The following is a 26,394-nucleotide window of genomic DNA, read 5'->3' on the forward strand; positions in this document are numbered from 1 at the left end:
AAATATTGTGCAGATTATTTACTTTTCGCCCTGTTTTTTAAAGCAAAACCAGCGGAAATCAAAGCTGCTGCCCGGAAGAAAGACAAAACTGACGGTTTTTGTCCCATATACCGGTTTTAAGACAAACTCCTGTGTTTCCTGTCCTCCTGCAAATTCCAGCATCTGCCGTTCTTCCTTTCCATCACTGATAAACCGCACAATGATGGTATTTTTCTCCAGAGGTGTGGAGCCGCACAGAATCAGTTTTCCTGCCCCTTGGTCTCCGAATTCCAGATTTTCAAATTCTATGGTTACATTATTTCCGATTTTGCAGATAGCCTCCTCCTGTCTTTCAAAACTATCCCCGTAAATCCGGTCGCACTCTGTCACCGGCACCTGCTGCCATGCCCGGTTGTACTTCTTAAACCGGAATCCTTTTATATGAAGCTTCTCTTTTACCACAAAGCAGATTCCCGTAACGCCTTTCAACCGTTTGTTCAGCTTATAGACTGCCTCCTGGTACACATTCCACATCTTTGGCTTCTGATAAATCACATCCGCAATCAGCTCTCCGCCTTCTTCCGGAATCCCCTCATAAATCTGAATTTCATAAGGGTCATCCGTAAGAGCAAAAATAGGAAGGATAATTTCGTCTGAACCGTAAGGGCCAAAATCAATATCCCGAAAGCCTACCTGGCTCTCCCCGTCTCTGGCTGTGGCAACCCCGTGCTCATTGCCGTTTCCGATATCGCCTTTGCTGTAGTTGTAAAGTCCGGCGCTGACAAACTCATAGGGATTGGTAAAAGCCGTTCCCAGTCCGCTTATCATAAACTCCAGCTGAGAAATAATTCGTATCTTATCGGTTCCGCATTTGGACATACAGCGCAGACGGAAGGAGCCGTCACTCTTGGCCCGCACCTTCACTTTCCGTCCATCCGGCTCAATTTCTGCGATTTTCAGCGGAATACCTCCGTCATCCACCACACTCCAGAACACTTCCCGGTCTGTGGCATTTTCCGGGCAGAGATAAGCCTGTACCTCCGTTTCCAGATTTTCTGCATACAAATGCAGACCATTGCTGCTCACCATGCGGATATTGCGCACAGGAATTTCTTCTATAGGAACCGGTTTTTCTTTTGTCAAATCTTCCCCTGCCAGATAAGCCAGAGGACTGATACCTTCTCTGACCTCTGCCTGTACCACAGGTATGGATACCACCGCAGGTTTCAGTCCCGGCGCAGTAACCGTCAGCTTCAATACTCCCGGCTCACATCCTGCCTTGCACACAGCCAGCAGTTTTCCGGAAAACAGACGTCGGCTGTAATCTTTATATCCATCGGTATCCGTGCTGTCGCCATTGTCCGTACCAGCCAGTGCGCCTGCACCTTCCACAGAAATATGCACCCGGTTGTTGGCATTTTCCACAGGATAACCGTTTTTATCTTTTACGGAGATCTCTGCAAACAGCAAATCCTCTCCATTTGCCTTCAGCTCCTCACGGTCGCATTTCACACAGAGCTCTGTGCCTTCTCCAAAAGAATACCGCACTTCCTTTGCAATGATTTTTCCGGTCTCATCACAGGCAATAGCACAGATTTCTCCTTCCTTATAAGGAAGCTGCCAGTGGCCTGTAAGGTCTGTGCCGTGTTCATGGTCAATAGAAAAGGTTCCCTGGGTCTTTCCGTTGAAGAAAACCTCCACAACCGGGGCATTGGAGCATACCCGCAGGTCAATAAACTGCCCTTCGTTGAAATCCCAGTACGGGAAAATATGTACCATGGGGTTTTCCCGGTAATCCGTCCAGCCCGCCTGATAAATATAATAGGCATCTTTTGGAAATCCTGCAGTATCTATCTGACCAAAGTAAGAATTTCTGGTGTGATACGGCGTAGGCTCTCCGATATAATCAAACCCGGTCCACACAAATTGCCCGCAGGAAAATTCGTGGTCTCTTTCTGCCAGCAGGCAGGCTTCCGTAGACTCTGCTCCCCAGCTTGTGGTGGAGTTTCCCAAAGAAGAACACTGCTCATCTTCATCGGCCAGCACAGACTGCTGGTAAGGGAAATGGTAAATTCCACGGCTCTGTACAATGGACCCCGTCTCGCTGCCGTAAAGAATCCAGTCCGGATGTTCTGCATGGTGTTTGTCGTAATATTTTTCTCCATAATTATAGCCTGCAATTTTTACAATATCTGCACACTTCTGCGCATTTTCCCAGGGCATATAATTAGAACCAATGGTAATGGCTGCATTCTTTTTCGGGTCATATTTCTCTACTTCGTCCATCAGTATTCTGGTCCACTCCTGGCCCTTTTCACTGATATGGGTATCATAAATCTCATTTCCGATACTCCAGAGAATCAGACTTGGGTGATTCCGGTCTCTCTTCACCCAGGATTTTATGTCCCGTTCATACCACTGCGGGAAAAAACGGGCGTAATCATAAGGTGTCTTGGAAGATTCCCACATATCAAAGGATTCCGATACGATTAAAATTCCCATCTCATCTGCCATTTCCATAAGGTCAGGAGCGGGCATATTGTGGGAAGTCCGCACTGCATTGACCCCCATGTCCTTTAAAATTTCAAACTTTCTTCTCATGGCCTGGCTGTGGTAAGCTGCTCCCAGACAGCCCAAATCGTGATGTTCACAAACACCCTGCAGTTTCACCTTTCTGCCGTTTAAAAGAAATCCTTTGTCCGGGTTAAACCCAAGGGTACGAAAGCCTACCGTCTGTATCTGGCTGTCCAGGATTTCTTCGTCTCTTTTCAGCCTTACCCGCAGTTCATAGCAGTGGGGATGTGCAATGTCCCAGACAGCCGGGTCTTGTACCGTACACTGAAAGAGAACTTTGCTCTCTTTGTCTGCTTCTGTACTTTTTTCATTTCCCGTGAGCATGCTCCACGCTTCTGTGCCCTTTCGCCGCAGCGCATAGTCCAGCGTAAGATTTCTGCCCACAATTTCCGTCTCGATTTCCACATTCCAGCAGTTGTTTTCCAGAAGTTTTCCACTGAAATAGATACCGTCAGACACAAGATGTTCCCTGCCTCTGGTTTTCAGCCATACATCACGGTAAATCCCTGCCCCGGAGTACCAGCGGCTGTTGGGCGCCTGGAAGTTTGCGGATACCAGAAGTTCATTTTCTCCATTCTGCAGAAATTCTGTAATTTCCACCTCAAACGTGGAATATCCGTATTTCCACTGACAAACTTCTTTTTTGTTTACATAAAGGGTACTGTCCATGTAAATACCGTCAAAGCGCAGAACTACCTGCTCCCCTTCTTTCTTTTCCCAGGAAAACTGCTTTCTGTACCAGCCAGTTCCGTCCTCATACAAGTCCTGTGCCTGATAAATCAGCCAGTCATGGGGAATTCCCACAGGCTGAAAATCCTCTTTGCGTGTTTCCATTTCCTCTAAAGAAGTATGCAGCGGCTGCTTGCTGAACTCCCAGTTATCGTTAAATAATCTCATATGCCTAACGCTCCCTTCTTTCTGTTTCTCTGCAAAACGGCCCTGCCGGCAGTCCCGCCCGGTTGTACAGAAGTTCTTTTCCCGGCGCGGATTTCCATGCATACCGCACTGCTTTTACCGTTTCTGTATCTTGACATTTCAGTATCACCCGGTTTTCGCAAACCAGTCCCGGTACGCTCTGTATGTTTCCTTTTTCATCCATGATTTCAAAAACCTGTTCCAGCGTCTTTCCCTGAGGCTCCAACGCATTCCCGTCTCTGGTATCAAACTGTAGTATCCAATCTCTTTCCTGCTGTTTTATCTCCTCCAGTACAGGGCCTTCCCATACCACATTTTCTTTATAAATCAAGCTCTGCGCCGCCAGAAAGGCTCTTCGGGCCACCCCTTCTTTATTCAATGGGTGCAGGTCATAATCTTCTCCCAAATCCAGATTCACGGTCACCGCCGTGTCACAAAGTTCTCCTGCCCGGCTCTGTGCCTGCCGGATTTTCGGCCAGGCCTCTCCCGGCGCAATATCCACATCACAGTTTGGAAGCTGGATAATGATAAAGGGCAGCTTTTCCTGTTTCCAGTGCGCTCTCCAGTCCCTTATCATGTTTTTTAAAAGTGCTTCATAAGAATCCGGCGCCACGTCATTGGATTCTCCCTGATACCAGACCGCACCTTTTACCGTATAGGGCAGACAGGGGGCCGTCATTCCCTGAAACATGACCGAAGGTATACGGCTGAAGAAAATCAGTTCCTGTCCCGGCTGGGACACCGCCCGAATCTGGCAGTCCCAGGTTCCTTCCAGAGGAATGCGCACTCCCGTCTTTGTCACAAGTTCATAGGCCTTTTCCGGCGTTACCCTGCCATTTCCTTCCCGCACCACAAGGCGGATTGCAATTTCATTTTTTCCCTTTTTCAAAAGTCCTTCGGGAATCTGGTAGCGGCGGGGCGGATAGCGGTAGCCTGTCTCACCTACCATTACTCCGTTGATATAAGTCTTATCGCTTTCTGTCAAAGTCCCCAGACGCAAAAGCCCGGCCTCACCTGCGCCTTCCGCTATCTCAAACTCTCTTTTCAGCCATACCAGACCGGAAAAATGATCCAGTCCCTGGTCTGCGAAAATCCCCGGAACCTGCAGTTTCTGCCAGGGCGCCTCTGCCGTCTTTGTTTCCTGCTCTGCAAGAGCCTCGTGCCACTGCTTCTCCCGCTCGTCCTGTCCTTTCTGATACTGTTCCCGAAAGCCTTTGTCCCGGTAATACGCGGTCTTTGCCAAAAGCTCCGGGTAATCCTGCAGCCCCTCTCTGCTTGTCCAGGCCTCTGCCGGAGTTCCTCCCAGACTGGTATTGATGATTCCTACCGGTATCTTATATTTTTCTTTCACAAATTTTCCGAAAAAGTAGGAAAAGGCAGAAACATCCTGTAATTCTTCTCCCATGCAGGTATGCCAGGCCCCTTCCCGGTGGTCCTCAAGCGGCGCAGTAAACTCTGCGTCTTCCACAGCCTTATAAACGAAAATCCCCGGACATCCTCCTTTTGCAAATTCCTCCGGATAGCGCTCCTGTACCCGGTTCATAGGCAGTTCCATATTGGACTGTCCTGCGCAGACAAACACATCTCCTACATACACCGGTGTCACTTCCTGCATTTCTGTGCCTGCCTGCAGCTTTAATGTAAACGGACCGCCCGGCAGCAGATTTTCCAGGTATGCTTCAAAGCGTCCCTGCGCGTCTGCCAAAGCGCTTCCATTCTTTCCCTGTAACTGAATCTGCACCTCCTGTCCCGGGTCACACCAGCCCCAGACTCTGGTTTTCTCTCCCCGCTGCAGGACACAGCCCTTCTGCAGCAATTTCGGAAGCCTGATTCCATATGTACTCATATATTCCACACTCCTTTAACCTCTTCTTTGTCTTACCTTTTCCCTTTCCGGCATAGTTTTTCCATTTTCTCTATCATATCCTGTTTCTGTCTGATACACCGCTGAAATCTTGCCTCTTTCTGTGCATTTCTTGCTTTTTTCTGCTGAAATATATTTAGTTTTTGTGCAAAACGGCAAAGTAGACGATTATCCTGCCTTATGGTAAAATAAATAACAGACAGAAACAAACGGAGGTAAAAAAATGGCTATTACAGTGAATATTTATTACAGCGGAAAAAATGGAAATGCGAAAAAATTTGCAGAAGAAATGATTGCAAACGGAGTGGTGGATGCTATTTGTGCAGAAGAAGGAAATCTTCGATATGAATATTTTTTTCCCATGAAGGATAAGGAAACCGTGCTTTTAATTGACAGTTGGAAAGACCAGCATGCATTAGATGTTCATCATGGCTCCCCTATGATGACAAAAATTGCAGAACTTCGGGAAAAATACGACTTACATATGAAAGTAGAACGTTATATATCTGAGGAATCCGGTATTCCGGAGGCAGATAAGGCTTTTATAAAAGAGTAATCTTTCGGGAAAGATTACTCTTTAGAAACAAACAGCTTATTTCTGTATTCGCTGGGCGAACATCCTTTCATGGTCTTAAATGTCCGGTTAAAGGCGCTGATAGAGGAAAAGCCTGACTGCATGGCAATGTCCGTCACACTGAGCACAGTGGTATAGAGCAGCTCCTCCGCTTTAGTAATCCGTCTCTCGTTCAGATATTCATAGAACGTCATATCCATACACTGTTTGAAAATTCTGGTGAAATGGAATTTGGAAAACCCACTGACAGACGCCACCTCTTCCAGCGTAATATTTTCCTGATAGTGCTGGTTGATGTAATTACAGGCTCCCATAACAGTCTCCATATACTCCTTATGCTTCGTCGCCTGACCGTCCGACACAATCTCATTTTTCTCATACAGCCCTTCCATAACCACTCTGCCCAAAGTCACAAACATTTCAATCAGCTGGGCATAGATAAGGGATTCCCGAAACGTCTTCTTCTCATCATATTCCGTCACAATCCTGTCCATTCTGCTCCGCACAAATTCATACAGTTTTTCGTCCTTTGCATCATAAGGAATATACACAATGGGAGGCAGCAAAGCCAGCAGGGTCTCCATTTCCTTTACTGAATACAGCAAAGAAGCACTGAACTGCAGGATAATTCTTTTGCCTGTTTCCGGTGCTTTCAGACTGTGGAGTACTCCGGTATTAATAATAATTACATCATTTTCTCTAAGTTCATAATTTTCCTTGCCTGCGCAGACCGTATAACCATTTTCCACAGGCATAATCATCTCAATCCCGGTGTGCCAGTGTTCAGGATAATCCTCATATTCATCATTATGAAACAGCCGGATTCCCAGAGAATCTCCGTAGTTAATGGTTTCATACATTCCGTCTAATATTTCTATCATCGTTTCTTCCACCACCTTTTTCTGCTGCCATGATTGTAACATACTTTCTTATGTTGTACCAACATATTATTGCAAATAGGCTTTTAGTTCCTGTACCTTTGTGCCCGGATAATGAAATCTCACAGATTTACCTATATAAAAAGCAGGATATCTGTTTCCAGATTTCCTGCTCCATACTTTTATACACAAACGGTCCGCCTGTATAACATCATTTACAATAGTCCACATGAAAGCTGTCTTAAATACTGTCTTCCAAATCCGAAATCATAATATCCAGCGCTGTAATGCCGCCTTCTGCTGTATACCAGACAGCCGGATGCTCCAGATACACCAGATGTCCGTTTTTATAAGCGTCGGTTCCCATAATCAGTTCATTTTCCATGATTTCTTTTGCTGTCTGTGCCCCGTCTGCCCCAATAGCGCTGTCCCGGTCCATAACAAAAATGTAGTCCGGATTTTTCTCTACAACGGTTTCAAAGGAAGCCTCATTGCCATGGGTAGAAGTGCTTTCTGTGGCTGTGAGATTGTCAAAGCCCACTTCCACACCAATCATAGAGCATCTTCCGTCATTACCCATCAGGTTAAAGCTGCCGCTTGTCGTCATACCCACCAAAGCTGTTTTTCCCTTTGCTTTTTCAGCCAGCGCCGCAATTCTTTCGTCAAATCCTTCTGTTTTTTTCTGCACTTCATCTTCCAGACCAAACATAGAAGCAATGGTTTCTGCATTCTTTTTCACGCTTTTTACCACACCCAAATCACTGTCGGTAGAAAGATACACTACAGGCGCAATTTCGCTTAAAGCATCATAGGAGGAAGCCAGGCGTCCGCCAATAAAGATAACATCCGGGTCACACTCCATGACCGCTTCCATATCCGCCTCTTTGATTGTTCCCAGATTTGTCACCTTGTCATTATCCACATAATCTGTCAGGTAGTCCAAAGACGTAGTCGCAGAGCCGACTACACGGTCTCCCAGGTCCAGATTGTCCAGAATATCCAGTGACGCCATATCCAGCACAGCAATTCTTTCCGGGTCATACGGCACCTCTAAATCCACCTCTTCCTGATTGGCATTCAGAGATTTAATCGTAATACTTTCAGGTGTCTCTGTTTCTTTTGCCGTTACCCCTGACGTTTCTGCTGCTGTTTCTTTCGTGTCCTTCTGTGTGTCCTCGCTCTGTCCGCAGGCTGTCAGTCCCACAGCCATCACTCCTGCCAGTAATACACCTGCAAATTTTTTCATTCTTTGTCTCCTTTTCTCTGTTATTTCTCGTTGATAGTTAATAATAGATACACAATGGTTTCCCTTCGATTTCCATAATCTCAAAGTCCACCTGATAAATTTCCGAAAGCACCTCTTTTTGAATCACTTCTTTTACGGTTCCGTACTTTGCGATTTTTCCGTTTTTAAAAGCACAGATATAATCGGAATAGAAAGAGGCATAATTAATTTCATGAAGCACCAAAATCACGGTTTTTCCCAGTTCATCACTTAATTTTCGCACCATTTTCATCATGTTGGTAGCATGATAAATATCCAGATTGTTGGTGGGCTCATCTAAAAGCACATACTGGGTATCCTGGGCAATAACCATGGCAATATAGGCTCTCTGCCGCTGTCCGCCGGAAAGTTCGTCCAGAAAACGGTCTTCAAATTCTTTTAATTCCATATAATCGATAGCCTGGTCGATGATTTCCCTGTCCTTCGGGGTAAGTCTTCCGCCTGTATGAGGAAAGCGTCCGAAGGCAACCAGCTCTTTCACCGTCAGTTTCATCTGGATATGGTTGCTCTGTGTGAGAATCGCAAGATGTTTGGACAGTTCCCTGCTTTTCCAGTTCTCCAGACTTTTTTCCTCTAATTCTATCAGCCCTTCATCCTTTGCAATCAGCCGGGAAATCATACTCATAACCGTAGACTTTCCTGCCCCATTAGGTCCAATCAGGGCTGTCACCTTTCCCTTATGAATCTCAAAGGATACGGAATCCACCACGGTTTTCCCGTCATATTCTTTCTTCAGTTCCTGAATTTTCACTGTCTGACACCTCCTCTTCTCAGCAGAAGATACAGGAAATAAATTCCTCCTCCTACTGTAATAAATACGCTGACCGGAACTGCGTATACAAATACCTGTTCCACAATCATCTGCCCGCCTACCAGTACAATCATGCCAAAGAGGGCAGACCCCAGAATCAGCTGGGAATGTCGGTAAGTCCGCATAAGCTGCCGGGATAAATTGGCAATAATCAGTCCCAGGAAGGAAATCGGTCCTACCATAGCTGTGGCTACGGCAATACAAAGGGCTACTCCCAGCAGAAGTTTGCGGATGGCACGGTCATAGTCCACTCCCAGATTAATGGCCTGGTCCCGCCCCAGTGTCAGCACATCCAGAAGCGCCAGTTCCCTGCGAAGCCAGAATATAATCATTCCCAGAAGCACCAGAGAGAACAGAATAATCTCCGAATTTACATTACTGAAGCTGACCACCAACGTTGCCAGAAGGCTGTCGTATTCATTGGGATCCATCACCCGGATAAGCGTGCTCTGAATACTTCCGAAAAAGGATGTCAGCACGGTTCCGATAAGCAGAACATACAGAATGTTGTTCTTGGTTTTCTTAAAAAGATAACTGTAAATCACCGTAGCCGCTATGCCCATCAGTGTCAAATCTACGGCAAAGGAAACATTGGCGTTTACCACCAGAAAGCTTCCTGAGCCTGCCACAAAGACCACAGCCGTATGAATCAGCGTATACAGGGAATTCATACCCAAAAGGCAGGGTGTTACAATGGTATTGTTGATAATGGACTGAAAGACAATAGACGCGCCCCCGATTGCAAAGGCTGTAATCAGCATGACAATCAGCTTGGGAATCCGGATTTTCATGGCGTAGCGAAACAGCCTTTCATTGGAAAAAGAAACATCCACAGTCAGATAGGCTGCTGCCGCCACTGCAACCAACAGCAGCATAAGGAACAGCTTTCTTTTATTTGCTTTATGCACCGCACTGCCCATGTCCAGTCCCTCCTTTTCCCAGCCGAATAGCTTTTCTTCCGTTTTTCAGACGGTATAACAGCAGTAAAATAAACAATATGCTGCCCAGACTTCCCACAATCAGTTCTATAGGAAGTTCGTAAGGCATAATCACCACTCTTCCGATGATGTCGCACACCAGAACAAACAAAGCTCCGAAAAGCGCAGTATCGATTAAAGTCCCCCGAATCTTGTCCCCCTTAAACATGGCTACAATGTTTGGAACAATCAGACCGATATAGGAAATCGAACCTACCACAACCACCACAGACGCCGTAATCATAGCCGCAATGGTAATTCCCATAAAGAGCACAAGATTATAGGGAATTCCCAGGTTTTTAGAAAAATCTCTTCCCAGCCCCACAATGTTAAAATGATTGGCAAAGACAAAAGCCAGAATCACCAGAGGCACGGTCATGTACACAATTTCATACCGTCCTCTGAGCACCATGGAAAAATGCCCTACCAGCCAGGTAGATAACGCCTGGGTCATTTCATACTTGTATGCCAGAAAATTCGTAAGTCCTCCAATGACGTTTCCGAACATAATTCCCACAAGCGGAACCAGAACCACATCTTTAAATTGTATTCGCTGGATAAACCAGACAAAAATCCAGGTTCCCAGAATTGCTGCTGTAAAGGCAAAAAACGCTCTTCCCCACAATGTGGAATTGGGAAGAAACACTAGGGCCAGCAAAATTCCAAACTGCGCAGAGGAAATCGTAGCCCCCGTAGATGGGGATACAAATTTATTCATACACAGCTGCTGCATAATCAACCCTGCGGTGCTCATACCGATTCCGGTACACAAAATCGCCAAAAGCCGCGGTATTCTGGAAATCAGAAATACTTTCCATACTTCCGGTTCTCCTGTAAGCAGAGAGGATAAATCTGTATCAATGACACCGATGAACAAAGATACCACAGCCAGCACTGCCAGAACCGAAAATAAGAGAATCGTTGATAAATGTTTTCTTATCATGACACCTCCCGTTGTTTTCATCCGCGCTTTTGTTAGCTGAGGCTAACCCAGACTCAAAAAAATTTTGCCCGGTTACGCGGTTCGTGGATAACTATACACAATCCGGCCCCTCCGTGCAATACCTTACTTTCTGGTAAGTATCTTCCTGTATCGGTTCTCCGTTTTTGTCGGCATGCCGTTTCGCCAGCTTACAGATGGCACATAAGATTTCTTTTATTTCCATATATTCTTCATTAAGATGATAAAACACAATGGCCGGCTTTTGCTCCTTCACCACCTCTTTATGCAAAATTCCCTCTTCCTCCAGTTCCCGGAGATTGGTATAAAGCACCTTTTCCGAAATTTCCGGTATACACTTTTTCAGAATTCCAAACCGGTTCTCTCCGTGAATAATATGCCACAGAATTCTCATTTTCCACTTCCCGCCTATGATACGGTTAGCAAAAATCAGAGGGCAGACAACTTCCGTTTTTCTATTTGACATGCATGTCTCCTTTCACATTTTTTGCAAAATCACTTCTGCATTTTATAGTATCCCGGGAAATTTTGCAAGGAATTTCTCTTTCCATATATCCACCGGATTTTCCTCTGCTTTTCCCGATATCTGTTTTTTTGTTTGAACTCCCAAACAAAATATGCTATCCTGTTAATAGTATATTTTACGGAAGGAGCAACAACATGGAAATACATGAATCCGCTGAAAACTACCTGGAGACCATTCTGGTTATCGGAAAACGAAAACCTCAGGTGCGTTCCATAGATATTGCCAACGAGCTTTCTTTTTCTAAACCCAGCGTCAGCGTTGCTATGAAAAATCTCCGTGTAAACGGATACATCAACGTGGACCGGGAGGGCTTTATCACACTGACAGAAGCCGGACGCGCTATTGCGGAAAAAATATATGAGCGTCATGAGCTTTTAAGCGCCTGGCTGGTACATCTGGGCGTGGACCCCCAGGTTGCCGCCGAAGACGCCTGCCGTATTGAGCATGTTATCAGCACAGAAAGTTTTCAGGCTATTAAACGGCATACGGAATCCCAGAAAAAATAATACCTGGGAAATTTTAAACACCAAAATCCATGAAAGGCAGTCAGGTAAGGATGCGCACCTGACTGCCTTTCACAATTTTACTTTTTTCTATATCCCTTATTTTTCTGTTTTGAAACTCTTTATGCCAGGCCTTTCGCTTCCAGCCACTCACCCAGGGTATGCTTCTTCGCTCTGATTTTCTTTGTTCTTATCTGGAATTCCAAAATAGTCAGCGCTGTGAACACTACGAAAATCACTGCCAGGAACACTATGGCTCCCTGTATGCTCTCTCCGCCGGAAATCGTGCTTCGGAACGCTTCTACCGTATAGGTAAACGGTACCCAGTCATGGAGATACGGCACAAAGGAACCGGACAGTTCCAACGGATAGGTTCCCACCGAACCAGCCAGCTGAATGACCATAAATACCAACATCAGGAAGCTTCCCACCTTGCCAAAGGTGTTGGTAAAGAAATACATGACAGACATAAAGGCCAGGGATGCCACACATGCTACTGCAAGCGTTTTGCCCATTTCCACAGGCTCAAATCCATCACACACATGGAGCATAAAGACCATAACGATTGCCTGCAAAATGGCAATCAGATAAAGTACAGAGGCCTTGCTTGCCCACCAGGCAGTACCGGAGGTAAGTTTGCCTGAATATTTTGTCAGCGGATACATAAGGCTGAATGCGATGCAGCCAACCCACAAAGCCACAGACATCATATAAGGCGCCATAGCGTGACCGTTGTTTTCCACAGTGGTAATCTGTGTCTCGTGAATATCCACCGGAGCAGCAAACATGTCAACGGTGTCCTCTCCCATTTTGGTATCTTTCACTGTTTCAGCGCCATCTGCCAGGCTCTCTTCCAGAGTCTGACTGCCTTCTTCTATCTGTTTCATGCCATTTCCAAGAGTCTGACTGCCTTCATAAAGAAGATTTGCACCATCACTGATTTGCTTAGCACCGTCTCCCAACTGGCTGCTGCCGCTTAACAAAGTGCTGTTGTTCGCAGTCAGCTGGTCTGTGCCCTGTACCAGGGAAGCAGTGCCGTCCTTTAACTGAGAAGAACCGTCTGCAAGCTGGCTCACACCTCCGGTCAGTGTAGGAACGCTTCCTGCCAGGGTCTGTACGCCATAATCCAAATCCCGGCTTCCCTTCTGCAGCGCAGCCAATCCATCGTCTAAAGCTGCCGCACCGGACTTCAATGCCTCCGTTCCCTGAGTCTTCAACTGCTGTCCTCCTGCTGCCGCCGACTGAATACCTTCCGTCAGTTCACCCGAAGAAGCTGCCAGAGCAGAAGTCCCTGCCTTAACAGCCGAAGTACCCTGGTTTAAGCTTCCGGCTCCTGCTGTCAGCTTGGCAATACCCGGCTGAATCTGCTGGGTTACACCTTCTTTCAGCTGACCCAGACCATAGCTTACACCAGCATTCAACTGAGCCTCTGCTGCATTGGTGCCGTCAATAATCTGCTGCAGTCCTGCTGACATCTCCTGGAGCTGGCTCTGCAAAACGCCTGTTCCTGCTGCATTGGTCTCCGCTGCCCTTCCCAGCGTTTCTCCTGCCTGCGTAAGCGCCGCGCTGCTGTTATTCAGCGCTTCGCCTGCTGCCGCAAGACGGTTTGACGCATCATCCGCTGCCTCTTTATTGCTCTGGGCTGCCGCGATGGCCTCGTTTGCAATAGCAGCCACTGCATCCATATCCTGGGCTTCTACCGCCTGATTCAGAGAATCATACAAATAAGAAACATCTGCAGCGCCTGCCCCGCCGGTATCTGCTGCTGCCTGAGCTGCTGCCGCCGCACCGGCATCTGCGCTGTCTTTTCCTCCTGCAATCTCATGCAGTTCATTCTGAATTCCGGACACATCCGCAGTCTGCACCGTACCTGTAGTCTGACCGCCGCCCATGGCTCCCAGAAATGCGTCCACCTTATCCTTCATGCTCTGTGCGCCTGCACGGATTTGAGCAAGCGCCTGTGTATTGCCTGCCTGAAGCTGGCTGCTGACTGTATCTGTACTCTGCGCCAGTTGTTCCACACCACTTTGCAGGTCCTGCAGTCCTGCCTGCAGGCTTTCCGTACCCGCCTGCACGCTTCCCACGCCCTCATCCAGCTGTGCTGTCTGCGCCGGCAGATTTGCAGTAGCAGCCTGGAGGGTAGAAAGTCCGGCATTTAAGGTTTGCAGATTGTCATCCACCTGCTCTGTACCGCTTTTCAAAGCAGCACTTCCCTGCTTTGCAGTTTCCGCTCCCTGGGCAAGCTGTGTCGTTCCGTCAGAAAGTGCGGCAATACCGCTTGTCAAAGTGGGAAGCTGGCCATTTAACTGGTCCAGGCCGTCTTTTAAGGAAGCGGCGCCGCTGTCCAGCTCTTTTGCCCCGCTGTTTACTGTGCTCACGCCATCTACATAGGTTTTCAGCCCTTCTGTCAGGGTTTTGCTGCCGTCCCGGAACGTCAGGGAACTGTCTGCCAGGGTTTTCAGATTGTCCGTAATGGTCTGATTGCCTTCTGCCAGTTCTATGGCACCATCCTTTAATTTTCCGGAACCATCGGCCGCCTCCTGCATACCGTCTCCCGCTTCCGAAATCTGCTCAAAAACTGCCTCCGTATATGTCTTTGTCACTTCTTCCCGAATACTGCTTTCGATTTTTTCCATGGCTGTTGCACTCATCTTGGAAGCAATATAGTTTGTACCCGGATTGGTGTCATAACTCAATTCCATTTTCTGCGGTTTGTCGTCTGTCAGCGTTGCCGCATTGGCAGAAAAATTCTCTGGAATGGTAATAACCATATAATAAGTACCGTCTTCCAGCCCTTCTCTGGCCGTATCTGCATCTGTAAAATGGAAATCCAGGGAACCGTCTTCCTTTAAATTGTCCACCATCTGTTTTCCTACGTCCAGAGTTTCTCCTTCATAAGTCACCGGCTGGTCTTCATTCACCACCGCCACCGGCAGCTTATCCACGTTACCGTAGGGGTCCCACATAGAGCCCAGAAAAAGCGTTGTGTAAATAGTAGGAATTGCAATAATGGCAAGGACGACTATGAGCATCATCTTATTGCTTAAAAGCTTTTTCCATTCTCGCCTGAGCATTGTTTTATCTCCTTTCTCATTATAGACTCAACATAGTTTAATAGATATTGTGTTGATTATTTTTTCAAGTTGCATTATACTAAAGGAGATAGGAAGTGGCAACCGTTAATAGCCCTATACTTTGTCTATTACTAGACACTTAGTATCTTTGTGTCTATATTTTATATTTTTTTAAGATTCTACAGAAGAAGGGGGATTTACCATGGCAGAGAAAACTGACCGCCGTGTAAGAAAAACAAAAAATCAGCTGAAACTGGGGCTGGCAAAGCTCATGCAGCAAAAAAGCATCAAAGAGATTACTGTAAAAGAACTGGTAAACGAAGTGGATATTAACCGCTCTACCTTTTATCTGCACTATACAGACATCTACGATTTGCTCCATTCCATTGAAGACGAACTGACCATAGAAATCCGGGACGCCATTCACGCCCACCCGGTAAGCCCTTTTACTGAAGACAGCCTGCCCTTTGTAGAAGATATCTTTCGGATTCTGGCTGAAAACAAGGACATCTGCAATGCTCTTTTCGGCACAAACGGAGATATTGCCTTTATCCACAGAATGGAAAATCTGATTTCCGTACACAGCCTTGATGTGCTGAAGACAACTTTCCCGGATAATATCCAAACCCTGAAATATTCCTACGCCTTCTGCCTTACCGGCTGTGTTGGTTTAATCAAAGCCTGGCTCAATTCCGATACTGGTGAATCCCCTCAGGAAATGGCCCGGATTGCTTTCCAACTCATTATGCATACAATCGAAGCCTTCACTTCCCAGACTCCGGCTGAGTAAAGGCTGCTTCAAACATCATGAAAAAACAGAACTGCCGCATGAAGGTCGCCTTTGCCTTTCATGCCACAGTTCTGCTTTTTTATTTTGCTTCTTCTTTTTCTCCGGTCATCTTCGCCGCCAGTTTTTTCTTAATACTGTTCATCCCCTGATAAGTATCTGCCAGACTTTGCTGCGTTTTATTGATTGCATTCACATACTCTGCAATCTTATACTGCACTTCGGAAACTGCATTGTGAACCGCTTCATAATCTGCCTGAGAACCAATCTGGCGCTCTGCTTCCTTCCATTTTTCCCGCAGGGTCTGATTTTCACCCCGCAGACGGAGAATTTCTCTTGCCAGTTTATCCTTTAATAGGCATTTCTCATTATCCGTGCGGACATATTCTTCGTAAGCGCTCTTCCACTTGGCTTCCATCTTGTCCAGGTCTTCCTGCAGCCTCTGATTCTCCCCTTCCAGTCTCTGCAGCTTCCGGCTCTGTTCCTCTGCCAACTGAGAACTGTTGGTCTCCTCCTGCCGTAAAAGCGCCTCCAGTTCCTGGATTCTCGCCTGATAACCTGCGGCCTCCTCTTCCCTCTCTTTTTTCATGCGGAAAATTTCCTCATTTGTATTTTCCACATATTCAATCACATCATCTTTTTTGTAGCCTCCTACAGAGCTACGAAAATTCACTTCCTGTTCCATGTCGTTCTCCCCTTTATCCTTCATTCTCTAAATTATAAATTCTCCCCCTGCATTCCCTGTCCATCACCCGGATTCTTCCTTTGCAGCCATGCATTTCGCAATACTGCATAAAGTTCTGCTTCCGTTGCATAGTAATACGGAATAGACCAGAAAATCCCCACAATTCCGCAAGTGAAAACCGCCAGCAAATCCCATCCGATAAAAGAAAGGTGCAGCACAAAAGCATCAAATTTCTGATTCATCATCAACTGTCTGGAAATCGCAAAGGCGTCTGCCTGGTCAATATCCGGCTGCTCTGCCAGAATGTAGGGAACCATCATATATTCATAGGTCTTGATAATTCCCGGAATGATAAACAGCAGCGTCCAGAGAACAATCTTCAGACCCATGAGAAACATCACCCATACCACATTTCCGTAATGGCCTCCCTGGAAACCAAACAAAACCTTTGACACCGGAGCGTTATAATCCCTGTTTTCTACAAAGAAACGGCAGCCGCCCACCATGAAAACATTCAACACCAGAATTTCCACCAGCAGGGCAATCAAACCGATACTGATTACTACACCCCATTCGATATAATATTGGTCTGTCTGCCTCTTCTGTACTATACTTACAGCCCCTGAAAGCAGCGACAAAATCACACCTGCAAGAACACATGAGCCATAATTTCTCCGAAAGACTTCTTTTGCGCTTGTTTTCAACTGCACCCTGCTCCAATTCGGTCCATATTCCATGCTCGCTCCTCCTTCTCCCATTTTCTCACCTTAAATGCACTTACAAATTTGCCTTAATGTCAGAAAATTTCTGCTTTCTACTTTTTTATTATTATAGTACTACAGATTCTATAAAATTTCCACAATATTTGCCTCGAAAAAAAATAAATATTTTTCGAAAAAAGTGTTGACATTTCATTATTCTTCCCTTATAATAATTTTTGTTGCTGAGGAAAACAGTTAACAAATGTGCGTTTAGCTCAGCTGGATAGAGCGTTTGGCTACGGACCAAAAGGTCGGGGGTTCGAATCCTCTAACGCACGTAAAACCTTATGTCTTAGGACATAAGGTTTTTTTGTTATACAGCAGAGTATTCTACCGCGAAAGGAGTTTTTATATGTTTACTTCGTCTCAGTTAAAGCAGCAGCTTTCGTCTATCAACCGAAAAAGCTATCCTGCTTACAAAACCCTGAAGGGTGTTTATGATTTCAGAGATTATCAGCTTTCCATTGACCATGTGCAGGGCGATCCATTCGCTTCCCCTTCCCACATCAGTATCCGCATTCCCCAAAGCCGCGCCGGATTTCCGGACTTCTGCTTTGCCTCTGCAGAAACCCGCACTGCTCTCCAGGATTATCTTCTCCGCAAGTTCGAGGAGCAAATTGCCGGCTATAGCTTTAAAGCCAAAGGCTCGGGAAAAAGCGGTCTGATTTCCACCACCCACTGCGGACAGGAAATCTTAGACCGCACAGCCTGCCAGATTTCCCAAAAAGAACTGGTTGTCCGCTTTACAGTAGGTTTTCCTGCCAATGGAAGAACCATCAACGCCTTTGAACTGGAAAAAATCTTCTTTGAGTTTCTTCCGGTATGTGTACAGAAATCCCTGTATTACAAAAATCTGAACAAAAAAGCCGTAGAAGAAGTAATTTTTCTGGCAGAAGACCAGAGTTTTATCCGCAAGGAACTGACAAAACAGAATCTTGTGGCCTTTGTTGCCAACGGGGCCGTGCTCCCGAGACAAAGCGGCGTTTCTCAGAAACCCATGAAAAACAGCGTTCCCTTTGTCTCCCCCCTCTCTCTGCAGGTAGAAATGCACCTTCCCCATAAGGGAACTCTGGCAGGTATGGGGATTCCCAAAGGTATTACGCTCATTGCCGGAGGCGGATACCACGGGAAATCCACTTTGCTGGACGCCCTGGAAACAGGAGTCTACAATCACATTGCCGGAGATGGCAGAGAGTACGTTATCACTGATGACACAGCTCTGAAACTTCGTTCTGAAGACGGACGGTTTATCAAAGATGTGGACATTTCCCTTTTTATCAACGACCTGCCGAACAAAAAGGACACCCACTGCTTCTCCACCTTAGATGCCAGCGGCAGCACCTCCCAGGCGGCAGGTATTGTGGAAGGCATGGAAGCCGGTACAAAACTGCTGCTTCTGGATGAGGATACCTCTGCCACCAACTTTATGGTACGGGATACCTTTATGCAGCAGGTTATCAGCCGGGAAAAAGAGCCTATTACGCCGTTTCTGGAACGGGCCCGGGATTTATACGGAGAATGCGGTATCTCCACCATTCTGGTGGCCGGAAGTTCCGGGGCTTTCTTCCACATTGCGGATACCATTATCCAGATGGACAGCTACCAGGTTTTGGACATCACCAAAAAAGTCAAAGACCTGTGTGCAGACTATCCTCTTCCTCCTGCTTCCGTCCCGGTCTTTTCCATGCCGGATTTCAAAAGAGTAATGACTGCCCCTGCAGTCAAAAGAGATTCTTATAAAGAGTTGAAGCTGAAAACACATGGAAGGGATTCCTTTTCTATAGGAAAAGAAACGGTAGATTTGCGCTATATCGAGCAGCTTGCAGATTCTGAACAGACTGCTGCACTGGCACAACTGCTGAAATACGCCAGAGAACATCTCATTGACAACAAGAAAACCGTTTCCCAGGTTATCCGCCTTTTGGAGGACAAACTGGAGAAAGAAGGTCTGGCAGGAATTTGCAGCAGTTCCTATACCCCCTGCGGACTGGCCATGCCCAGACGGCAGGAAATCTTCTCCTGCTTTAACCGGTATCGGAGATAACCTTCCAATAGATGAAGCTCACAAAGAAAGCAGGCAAAAAGTGGTGGTTTCAGCACAACCTTTTGCCTGCTCAAAAAATATTTCTGACTCAATTTTCCCTCTTACATTTCTTTAAAATCCCCACGCCCAGCGGATACGGCCCCGTATGTACGCCAATGGTGGCTCCAATCTGTATTTCTTCCCAGGACTCCATTTTGCAGCCGTGTTCCCAAAGGGCTGATTTCAGTTCGTCCTTAAATATCTGGTATTCCTCAACAGCCAGCCCCTCCCCGGTTATCAGATTATAGTCCTCCAGGGAAATTTTGTTGCTTTCCACATAGGCAAGAAATTTTTCTATAATTTTATGCAGAGATTTTTTCCTCCCTCTGCAAAGCTCTGTAGAACCCAGTTCTGCATCACAGAAGTGGAGAATAGGCTTAATATTCAGCATACTTCCCGCCAGACATGCCGCTTTTCCGATTCTGCCGCCATGCTCCAGATATTTCAGGTCTTTTGTCGTAAAAAAGATATGCCCTGTACTACGGATTTCCTTTAATTTCTCTAAGGCCTCGTCCAACTCCGCCTCTGCATTTCTAAGACCCACGGCCTCCTTTACCAAAAGTCCCTGAAGTCCGGTCACAAGCTGGGAATCCAATATCTCAATTCTGGCTTCCGGAAATTCCTCTTCCAACTCTGCTTTTGCATTGATTGCCGCCTGCATAGAACCGCTGAATGTCTGCGTCAGACAAATGCACAGCACAGGAAGTCCCTGCTCTGCAAACGGGCGGAAAACCTCCATATAATCTTGCACAGAAGGCATGGAGGTTTTAGGATAGCAGTCCGGATTATCGGCCATCTTCTGATAAAAATCTGTAATCTTTGCTTCTTTTCCTTCTTTCAAATAATGCTCCCCGTCAAAGGATACATAAAAAGGCACAATTGAGACCTTTTCTTCTTCTGTATAACGCTCCACCAAATCACAGGAGCTGTCGCTGACAATTCCAAATTTCATTTTCTCCAGCCTTTCTTGCTTTCTTCGCAAATTTTTGTTATTCTTTCTATAAGATAATGTTACGATTGTAACACTAAATCTCTTCTAAAACAACATGCAGCCTTTAAACTGTTACAAAAAGGAGTTTTTGTTCATGAAAACCACATCTGCCTCGAAGGAATTTACCAAAAACTGCATTATGGACGCACTGCTCCAGCTTATGCAGACCCAGGATTACAACTCTATCAGCATTACAGACCTGACCAGCCGCGCCGGGGTATCCCGCATGTCCTACTATCGCCATTACAAATGCAAGGACGACATCCTCATGGACTACATGTACCGTATTGTCAAAGAATATGCCGAGGAACTGCAGGGTCCTTCCTTTCTCTCTGATTTTCAAAGTTATGAACATATCCTATACAGCCTCAAATATCTGCAGAAATACAAGGACTATGTCCTCTGTCTGAAAAAAGCCAATCGAGCTGAGATTCTGCTGAAAGGACTGGATTTATACATGATTTCCGTTACCGCCGCCCAGCAAAGCACCTCTTTGGACAAATACCGGCTTTATTACTATTCCGGCGCACTCTATAACCTTTTTATGCATTGGATAGAAGACGGTATGGAAGAAAGGCCGGAAACCATTGCCTCCCTTGTTTATGACCAGGTGAAAAACCACCGCTTTCCTGACAAAAAATCTTAAAAAATACTTGCATTTTCATTGATGTGTGATATAATTTGAAATGGTCAAAGACAATATGACATGGGCGATTTCCCGAGTGGCCAAAGGGGACAGACTGTAAATCTGCTGGCAACGCCTTCGGTGGTTCGAATCCACCATCGCCCATTGTGTTTCAAAAAGACACAAAATGCCGCAGTGGCGGAACAGGCAGACGCACAGGACTTAAAATCCTGCGGGACTTATACTCCCGTACCAGTTCGATTCTGGTCTGCGGCACTTTGATGATGTGCTTCAAAATCCTGTACAAAGTTGTACATCCTGTCATGGAAACGTACTACTGCTTCCCATAAAAATCTTCGTACAATTCATTTCCTTTTTCAATGATTTCACTCATTTTTTCTTCTGAAACACCCAGTTCCTCTCCCAACTTCTTCGCATCCGCAAAATCACTTTCTGTAAATCCGGATGTGCTTCCTACTACTTTATTATCTTTTTTTGTAATGGCCGAAGCAGAAAACTCATGACTGTCTCTCCACATAATTTCCACATAAGTATCTTCAAGTTCCATATCGCAATACAAATTGCTCAGATGAAAGTTCAAAGTAAAATCCAACAGTCCTGGCATAGATTGATTGGGAACACTATACACCACTCCATCCGCATAATTCATAGAATAGTATCCGTCTCTGTTTTTATAGAAGTCATTTTCCTGTAACTGTTCCGCGAAATTCCCCTCCAATTTACTTTTTGTATGGAAATACACGCATGAATAAATCACAAAACTTCCAACCAGCAATGCAAAAGCACTCGCTATTATCGTCAGCGCCTTTGCATATTTTCTGGTACTCTTTACTTCGCTATCAAATGTTTTTACCATAACCAAATCCTCCTTCAATAAAATATCCAAGGAAATGTGAAAACTATCACTAATCTTTACTATGGTTTCCAAATCCGGATAACTTTTTGAATTCTCCCAATTCGAGATGGTCTGCCTTGAGACGTGAAGCATCTCTGCAAAACTTTCCTGGGACAGATGTGCCTCCTTTCTTATTTTTTGAATATTCTTTCCAAGTGTCATGATAGTTCGCCTCCCTTTACGGAAATTCTATTGAAGAAAATGAATCGTGTCTATCAAAGGCCTTTTACATTGCAAAAATTCCTGTGCAAATATTCTTTGCAGCCCCTGATTTCAAAGGTTTTTCGTCCTATTTTCCAATTTTCTACTCCAGCACACACTTCACCAGGATAGCCCCATGTGCCGGCACCTCGAGATGCAGCACACCGGCCCTGCACTCGTGAATTTTTTTCACCGGACTGTACCCAAAGTCTCCGGTTACCATAAGCTGTCGGAATTTCACCGTTCTGGTTCTCGGAATCCCCAACTCCCATACGGTCAGTTCCACCATTTTCGTCTCACTGGTGTTATTCAGCGTAACCACCATTTTTTCCTTTTCTGTAAATCTTCCGTAGCTTAACTGCTGATAATCATTTGCCAGAAACCGCAGGGATCCTGTAATCAATTCCCGGTTTTCCTTGTGAATCTTTATCATTTCTTTGTGATAAGCAATCAGTTCCTTATCCTCCCGGCCCCAGGGATACGTTCTCCTGTTATCCGGGTCTGTAAAGCCGCACAAGCCCGCCTCGTCGCCGTAATAAATGGTGGGTGCTCCCGGCCAGGTCATCTGGATGGCAACTGCTTCCCGGAAAACCGCTTTATTCACGCCTGTTTCCGCCGCCTCACTTCCCAGAGTTCCCACGCGTCCTACTTTAAAGTTAGTTCTGGTCAGAAATCTGGAATGGTCATGATTGGAAAGCTCATTCATAGCGGTCATGAGAGACGGCCCATAGAAGCTGGCCATATGATACTTCATTGCCCCGATAAAGCTGTCACTGTTTCCATACATGCCCTCATTGTATTCGTCGCTGTGCTTCTCCATTCCGGTGAGGAACCAGGTCACCGGCTCCATAAAGGCGTCATAATTCATGACGGTATCCCACTGGTCTCCTTCCAGCCAGGGCCTTGCATCTCCGTAATGCTCTGCCAGAATAATGGCATTGGGATTTGCTTCCTTTACATTTTTTCGGAAATCCCGCCAGAACTGATGATTGTACGCGTCACTGTGTCCCAAATCAGCCGCCACATCCAGACGCCAGCCGTCTGCATTATAAGGCGGGGAAACCCATTTTCTTCCTATATGCATAATGTAATCATACAATTCCTTTGATTCCTCATAATTCAGCTTAGGCAGGGTAGCATGTCCCCACCACCCGTCGTAATCCTGATTATAAGGCCAGCCATTGGGATTGTTGAAGCGGAAAAAGGAGCGGTACGGGCTGTCCGCGGACACATAGGCCCCCTTTTCATACCCCTGCTGGTTTTCGTAAATCCGCTCTCTGTCCAGCCACTTATTAAAGGAACCACAGTGATTGAACACACCGTCTAAAATTACCTTCATTCCTCTTTTATGAATTTCTTCCACCACTTCTGCGAAGAAGGCATTGCTGGCTTCCAGATTATCCTTTCCGGTCACACGGCAGATATAACGGGAAGCATGGGAATTGTCCTTATCCCAGTCTGCCAGCACCTCACCTCCATCATGGACAATTTTCCCATAATGAGGGTCAATGTAGTCATAATCCTGAATGTCATATTTGTGATTGGAGGGGGATACAAACAGCGGGTTGAAATAAATAACCTCCACGCCCAAATCCTGGAGATAGTCCAGTTTATCCATGACCCCCTGCAAATCCCCTCCATAAAAGTCCCTGACGTCCATAGCCTGGGGCGGACGGTTCCAGTCTTCTATCTTCTGTACTTTTTCATTAATATAACAATACTCTCCGGTTACCACATCATTGGACGGGTCGCCGTTACAGAACCGGTCTGTAAAAATCTGATACATGACGGCTCCCTTGGCCCAGTCCGGCGTTTGAAATCCCGGCACAATCCCGAAGGAATAATGCTCATCTATCTCCCTGGTAATCCCTGCCTGGTTATAATAGCAGTGGATTTTTCCGGAAATAATCTCAAAAAAATAACGGATTGATTCATTCTGCAGTTCTACGTCTGTTCCGTAATAATCAAAACCGTCTTTTGTATTTATCAGCTTCATCTGCTGTTTTTTTTCTCCTGATACCAGATAAACGGCATCTACGTTCTTCTCTTTTGTCCGGATACGGATATTCACCGTATCTCCCGGTTCCGGTTCTGCCGGCGTCCGGTAATTTTCCGTTTCATCGCTGAACACGGCACGTTTATGAAAAGCCGAGCGCATATTTGCCACATATTCCTGAATCCTTTTTGTTTCTGCCAGATTATTGTAATCCATACTGAATCCTCTCTATTCTCGCGCAAAGCACAGAAATATTTCCTGATTTGCCGAATTTCTGTCATGCTTTTATTTTATCCCACCCAATCTGCATATACAACTACTTTTTCCCGAAAACATCATCTTTTCACAGCTTTTCCGGATAAAGTAAAAACGCCAATCTTTCGACTGGCGTTTTTGGAGAAGGTATTTCTTCTTATGGGGTGTAGCAAAAACTATATAATGTATTGGGGGGTTTTTACAGTTATTATAATACCATGGAGGCCTGAAAAAGTCTGCACAATCTTCTATTTTTTTGAAAGTTTTTTTTGACCAATTTCAACATAACCGGTTCTTTTCATTTTTTATTTTTCCCAGTATCCTGCACAAAACCCGTCTAAAACAGGGCTTCAAACTCTTCCCTGCCGATTTTTTCCTTCTCGATTAAAAGGTCTGCACACTTATGCAATACATCTTCATGCTCCTGCAGAATCTTCTTTGCCTTTGCATAAGATTCGTCAATAATACGTTTCACTTCACTGTCAATGAGAGAAGCTGTTTCCTCCGCATAATTTCTGGTGTGGGCCAAATCTCTTCCAATGAAAACTTCATCTTCATCACTTCCATAGTGAATCATGCCCACTTTCTCGGACATCCCGTACTGTGTCACCATGGCTCTGGCCATCTGGCTGGCCTGCTTAATGTCCTGTGAAGCCCCGGTTGTGATGTCACCGAAAATCAACTCTTCTGCAATTCGTCCGCCCAGAGATACCACAATATTCTCCAGCATTTTATTTTTGCTGTTAAACATTTCATCTTTTCCCGGCAGCGGCATGGTATAACCGGCAGCTCCCATGCCTGTAGGAATAATGGAAATGGTATGCACCGGCTCCATTTCCGGCAGCACATGGAATAAAATGGCATGACCTGCCTCATGGTAAGCAGTAATCTTCTTTTCTTTCTCGGAAATAACCCGGCTCTTTTTCTCCGCACCGATTCCGGTCTTGATAAAAGCCTGGCGAATATCGTTCTGATTAATAAAATATCTGCCGTCCTTTGCCGTGAGAATCGCTGCCTCATTCATCAGGTTCTCCAAATCCGCACCTGTATAACCGGCTGTGGTTCTCGCCACTTCTTCCAGGTCTACGTCTTCCCCTAAAGGTTTCTTGGCAGCATGCACCTTGAGAATTTCTTCTCTTCCCTTGATATCCGGTCTGCCTACCCCTACCTTACGGTCAAAACGGCCCGGACGCAGAATCGCAGGGTCTAAAATATCCACACGGTTGGTCGCTGACATGACAATAATACCTTCATTGACTCCAAATCCATCCATTTCTACCAAAAGCTGGTTTAAAGTCTGTTCTCTCTCGTCATGTCCGCCTCCCATACCTGTACCTCTTCGTCTGGCCACAGCGTCAATTTCGTCAATAAAAATAATACAGGGAGCATTTTTCTTGGCTTCTTCAAATAAGTCCCGGACTCTGGAAGCGCCCACACCAACGAACATTTCCACAAAGTCAGAACCGGAAATTGAGAAAAACGGTACCCCGGCTTCTCCTGCCACGGCTTTTGCCAGAAGGGTTTTACCGGTTCCCGGAGGGCCCACCAGAAGTACGCCTTTGGGAATTCTGGCTCCTACCTTCACATATTTCTGGGGTTCTTTTAAGAAATCTACGATTTCTTCCAGCTCCTCTTTTTCTTCCTGCAGTCCTGCCACGTCTTTAAAGGTTACCTTCTTATCCTCATCCGTAGACATTCTGGCACGGCTTTTTCCGAAATTCATCATCTTGGCATTGCTTCCGCCTCCGGACATCTGCCGGTTCATCATGCCAAAGAGGAAGAACAGCATCACGCCTGTAAGTCCAAGGGACAAAATAGAAGTCAGAAGAGTATTGTCTCCAGGTACATCTCCCACCTTCACAGAAATATCCTCCCCGGACTTTTCCACCATTTCCTGTATTTCTTTTACATCCAGCGCCGTAAATTCTTTTTCCTCTCCTGTTTTCAGGCGCACCAGTATTTTACCTGTGGGCACCTCTCTGTTGGGCCGTATATAAACCTCTGTCACCTGATTCTTTTCCATCGCCTGGTTTAATTCCTCCAGAGAATAATCATTTCTCTGGGTAAACCGGCTGATAAGGCCTCCACCGATACACAGGAGCAGGGTCAAAAACACCACAGGCATTATCCAGCTTCTTGACTGTCTCTCCACCTTGTTGTTCTCCTTTCTGAA

The 26,394-nt window shown here is 45.9% G+C and carries 20 protein-coding genes and 3 tRNA genes; 8 read left to right on the plus strand and 15 right to left on the minus strand.

Annotated elements, in window-relative coordinates; translation table 11 throughout:
- Window positions 1-18: 18 nt before the first annotated feature.
- Entirely contained in the window at window positions 19-3,450 is a 3,432-nt protein-coding gene (locus WKT17_RS09860; RefSeq protein ID WP_173748149.1) for a glycoside hydrolase family 2 TIM barrel-domain containing protein, read from the minus strand.
- 4 nt (window positions 3,451-3,454) lie between these two features.
- Window positions 3,455-5,314 (minus strand): sialate O-acetylesterase, encoded by a 1,860-nt coding sequence (locus WKT17_RS09865; protein ID WP_173748147.1) that lies wholly within the window; start codon window positions 5,312-5,314, stop codon window positions 3,455-3,457.
- Window positions 5,315-5,555: 241 nt separating this feature from the next.
- Between WKT17_RS09865 and WKT17_RS09870 the strand changes: the two genes are divergently transcribed.
- Window positions 5,556-5,888, plus strand: a complete 333-nt coding sequence (locus WKT17_RS09870) for an antibiotic biosynthesis monooxygenase family protein (protein ID WP_173748145.1) — start codon at window positions 5,556-5,558, stop codon at window positions 5,886-5,888.
- Window positions 5,889-5,902: 14 nt separating this feature from the next.
- Here WKT17_RS09870 and WKT17_RS09875 read toward each other — a convergent pair whose 3' ends face one another.
- The 6 genes from WKT17_RS09875 to WKT17_RS09900 form a co-directional block, all read right to left on the minus strand.
- Window positions 5,903-6,787, minus strand: coding sequence for an AraC family transcriptional regulator (locus tag WKT17_RS09875; RefSeq protein ID WP_291682521.1), 885 nt, complete (start codon window positions 6,785-6,787; stop codon window positions 5,903-5,905).
- Window positions 6,788-7,025: 238 nt separating this feature from the next.
- The gene (locus tag WKT17_RS09880; RefSeq protein WP_291682519.1) at window positions 7,026-8,030 is read right to left on the minus strand and encodes a siderophore ABC transporter substrate-binding protein; all 1,005 of its coding nucleotides are present in this window, start codon (window positions 8,028-8,030) and stop codon (window positions 7,026-7,028) included.
- A gap of 37 nt (window positions 8,031-8,067) precedes the next feature.
- Window positions 8,068-8,820: an iron ABC transporter ATP-binding protein gene (locus WKT17_RS09885; protein WP_173748139.1), complete on the minus strand. Its 753-nt coding sequence runs from the start codon at window positions 8,818-8,820 to the stop codon at window positions 8,068-8,070.
- A complete protein-coding gene (locus tag WKT17_RS09890; protein ID WP_294460684.1) occupies window positions 8,817-9,800 on the minus strand; it encodes an iron chelate uptake ABC transporter family permease subunit in 984 nt (327 codons plus the stop codon). Before WKT17_RS09890 ends, WKT17_RS09885 begins: the two co-directional genes overlap by 4 nt.
- A complete protein-coding gene (locus WKT17_RS09895; RefSeq protein WP_173748130.1) occupies window positions 9,781-10,800 on the minus strand; it encodes an ABC transporter permease in 1,020 nt (339 codons plus the stop codon). Before WKT17_RS09895 ends, WKT17_RS09890 begins: the two co-directional genes overlap by 20 nt.
- Before the next feature lie 91 nt (window positions 10,801-10,891).
- A complete protein-coding gene (locus tag WKT17_RS09900; RefSeq protein WP_291682516.1) occupies window positions 10,892-11,284 on the minus strand; it encodes a winged helix-turn-helix transcriptional regulator in 393 nt (130 codons plus the stop codon).
- A gap of 194 nt (window positions 11,285-11,478) precedes the next feature.
- On the opposite strand from WKT17_RS09900, the gene WKT17_RS09905 reads away from it, so the two are divergent.
- Window positions 11,479-11,850, plus strand: coding sequence for a metal-dependent transcriptional regulator (locus WKT17_RS09905; RefSeq protein ID WP_173748126.1), 372 nt, complete (start codon window positions 11,479-11,481; stop codon window positions 11,848-11,850).
- Window positions 11,851-11,969: 119 nt separating this feature from the next.
- On the opposite strand, the gene WKT17_RS09910 is transcribed toward WKT17_RS09905, so the two are convergent.
- The gene (locus WKT17_RS09910) at window positions 11,970-14,921 is read right to left on the minus strand and encodes a YhgE/Pip domain-containing protein (RefSeq protein WP_294542419.1); all 2,952 of its coding nucleotides are present in this window, start codon (window positions 14,919-14,921) and stop codon (window positions 11,970-11,972) included.
- Between the two features lie 202 nt (window positions 14,922-15,123).
- On the opposite strand from WKT17_RS09910, the gene WKT17_RS09915 reads away from it, so the two are divergent.
- Complete coding sequence (locus WKT17_RS09915; protein WP_294542417.1) at window positions 15,124-15,711, plus strand: TetR/AcrR family transcriptional regulator; 588 nt, start codon at window positions 15,124-15,126, stop codon at window positions 15,709-15,711.
- 79 nt (window positions 15,712-15,790) lie between these two features.
- Here WKT17_RS09915 and WKT17_RS09920 read toward each other — a convergent pair whose 3' ends face one another.
- Window positions 15,791-16,393: a hypothetical protein gene (locus WKT17_RS09920; RefSeq protein WP_173748120.1), complete on the minus strand. Its 603-nt coding sequence runs from the start codon at window positions 16,391-16,393 to the stop codon at window positions 15,791-15,793.
- A 32-nt stretch (window positions 16,394-16,425) separates the two neighbouring features.
- A complete protein-coding gene (locus WKT17_RS09925) occupies window positions 16,426-17,130 on the minus strand; it encodes a DUF975 family protein (protein ID WP_294542416.1) in 705 nt (234 codons plus the stop codon).
- 228 nt (window positions 17,131-17,358) lie between these two features.
- Here WKT17_RS09925 and WKT17_RS09930 point away from each other — a divergent pair.
- Window positions 17,359-17,432: transfer RNA gene (locus tag WKT17_RS09930), tRNA-Arg, on the plus strand.
- A 74-nt stretch (window positions 17,433-17,506) separates the two neighbouring features.
- Window positions 17,507-19,198: an ABC-ATPase domain-containing protein gene (locus WKT17_RS09935; protein ID WP_294542414.1), complete on the plus strand. Its 1,692-nt coding sequence runs from the start codon at window positions 17,507-17,509 to the stop codon at window positions 19,196-19,198.
- Window positions 19,199-19,286: 88 nt separating this feature from the next.
- On the opposite strand, the gene WKT17_RS09940 is transcribed toward WKT17_RS09935, so the two are convergent.
- Complete coding sequence (locus WKT17_RS09940; RefSeq protein WP_294542412.1) at window positions 19,287-20,189, minus strand: DegV family protein; 903 nt, start codon at window positions 20,187-20,189, stop codon at window positions 19,287-19,289.
- Between the two features lie 133 nt (window positions 20,190-20,322).
- Between WKT17_RS09940 and WKT17_RS09945 the strand changes: the two genes are divergently transcribed.
- The 3 genes from WKT17_RS09945 (at window position 20,323) to WKT17_RS09955 (ending at window position 21,129) form a co-directional block, all read left to right on the plus strand.
- A complete protein-coding gene (locus WKT17_RS09945; protein ID WP_173748112.1) occupies window positions 20,323-20,874 on the plus strand; it encodes a TetR/AcrR family transcriptional regulator in 552 nt (183 codons plus the stop codon).
- A 62-nt stretch (window positions 20,875-20,936) separates the two neighbouring features.
- Window positions 20,937-21,018 (plus strand) — tRNA-Tyr (locus tag WKT17_RS09950).
- Window positions 21,019-21,042: 24 nt separating this feature from the next.
- A tRNA-Leu gene (locus tag WKT17_RS09955) sits at window positions 21,043-21,129 on the plus strand.
- Between the two features lie 58 nt (window positions 21,130-21,187).
- Here the strand turns inward: WKT17_RS09955 and WKT17_RS09960 are convergent.
- The 3 genes from WKT17_RS09960 to ftsH form a co-directional block, all read right to left on the minus strand.
- Window positions 21,188-21,931, minus strand: a complete 744-nt coding sequence (locus WKT17_RS09960) for a helix-turn-helix transcriptional regulator (RefSeq protein WP_173748110.1) — start codon at window positions 21,929-21,931, stop codon at window positions 21,188-21,190.
- A 142-nt stretch (window positions 21,932-22,073) separates the two neighbouring features.
- A complete protein-coding gene (locus WKT17_RS09965; protein ID WP_291683460.1) occupies window positions 22,074-24,182 on the minus strand; it encodes a glycoside hydrolase family 13 protein in 2,109 nt (702 codons plus the stop codon).
- Window positions 24,183-24,558: 376 nt separating this feature from the next.
- On the minus strand, window positions 24,559-26,373 hold the full coding sequence (gene ftsH, locus WKT17_RS09970) for an ATP-dependent zinc metalloprotease FtsH (protein ID WP_291683459.1): 1,815 nt from the start codon (window positions 26,371-26,373) through the stop codon (window positions 24,559-24,561).
- Between the last annotated feature and the right edge of the window lie 21 nt (window positions 26,374-26,394).

Source organism: Blautia sp. HCN-20427, from assembly GCF_037890365.1.
Lineage (GTDB): Bacteria > Bacillota > Clostridia > Lachnospirales > Lachnospiraceae > Blautia.